2 protein-coding genes and 1 pseudogene are annotated in these 1,299 nt (G+C 56.4%); all 3 read right to left on the reverse strand.

What is annotated here, in order from left to right:
• The coding region (locus B2W52_RS00510) for a YbfB/YjiJ family MFS transporter (protein ID WP_286800975.1) at positions 1–328 on the reverse strand (328 nt) is incomplete at its 3' end.
• A gap of 30 nt (positions 329–358) precedes the next feature.
• Positions 359–925, reverse strand: coding sequence for an elongation factor P-like protein EfpL (gene efpL, locus B2W52_RS00515; protein WP_008173777.1), 567 nt, complete (start codon positions 923–925; stop codon positions 359–361).
• 74 nt (positions 926–999) lie between these two features.
• A pseudogene (locus B2W52_RS00520) lies at positions 1,000–1,299 on the reverse strand (threonine aldolase); the annotation flags it as partial.

A 1,299-nucleotide genomic window follows, 5' to 3' on the forward strand; every position in this document is an offset into this window, starting at 1 on the left:
CCAGACCTGAGATAAAACGCAGAATGGACCACACCCACACATTGGTGGTGTACCCCATGAGAACCGTTGAAACCACGGCAACCACCAGGCCAAGCTGGTAGAGCCTTACCTTGAGACCAAGATCGCTGATCCGGGTAATCAGCACTGCGCCGGTCAGGTAGCCTGCGTAGTTCACGGTTGCCAGCATGCCGACAACGGATTTGCTCAGCCCCAGTGCCGCGACCATTTCCGGGATCATCGGCGTGTAGGAAAACCGGGCAATACCCACCATGACCACAACAGCAATCACGCTGGCGACCAGCACTTTTATTGTTTCTATTGGCTTCACAGGGTGTCCTTACTTCGGAACGACTTTAACTCAGGCGCGGCCCAGGAACTTGCGCTCCTCCACGTTAATGCGGATACGATCTCCGGTGGAGATGTGCTCGGGAACCTGAACAACCAGGCCAGTGGCAAACCGGGCGGGCTTGGTTCTAGCCGTCGCAGAGCCACCCTTTACAGACGGGTCCGTCTCCTCAATTACCAGCTCCACCGTAGGCGGAAGAGCCAGCGAAACCGGCGAATCCTTCAACAGGATGACCATGACACCCTGAGTATCTTCGGAAATGAACAGCAGCTCTTCGGCAATGGCCTCGCGGTTCAGGCTGTACTGAGTAAAGTCCTCGGTATCCATGAACACGTACTCATCGCCATCGGCGTAGGAAAAGGTGGCTTCCCGGCGGGTAAGGTCGGCCAGGTTGAGCATGTCCGAATCCTTGAAGGTCTCGTCCAGCTTCTGGTTGGTCACCACATCGTACATGCGCATGCGGTAAAGACTGCCGCCAGCCCGGCCCTGGGGCACGGAACGCTCGATGTCCTTTACAAAATACACCCGACCATCATATTCAACGGCGGAATTCTTTTTGATTTCACTGGCTCTGGGCATGTCTTCTGTTTCCGTAAAAATTGGGGTTTTGGGGCTGCTGATATACCACGACTTCGCCGCGGAATCGATAGATCTTAACTAACCAGGGCACGAACATCCGACAGGAAGCGGTCTACCTGCTCATTGGTCGTTGCCCAGGAGCACATCAAGCGGGCACTGCCACCGATAAAGTTGTAAAAGCGCCAGCCTTTGGCCCGCAGTGCCGCCTGCAATGGCTCCGGCATCTCCACGAAAACACCGTTCACCTGTCTCGGGTAGCGTAGCTGGATACCTGGAAGACCTTCCAGCCCCTCGGCAAGACGCTGGGCACAGGCATTGGCATGGCGGGCATTCTCCAACCACACATCGCCTTCGAGAAGCCCGCACCAGGGTGC

This window comes from Marinobacter sp. UBA2498 (assembly GCF_002341575.1).
Taxonomy (GTDB): Bacteria; Pseudomonadota; Gammaproteobacteria; order Pseudomonadales; family Oleiphilaceae; genus Marinobacter; species Marinobacter manganoxydans.

Excerpts from the sequence above, each read along its gene's own strand:
- efpL (WP_008173777.1), bottom strand. The coding sequence starts at position 925 with ATGCCCAGAGCCAGTGAAATCAAAAAGAATTCCGCCGTTGAATATGAT.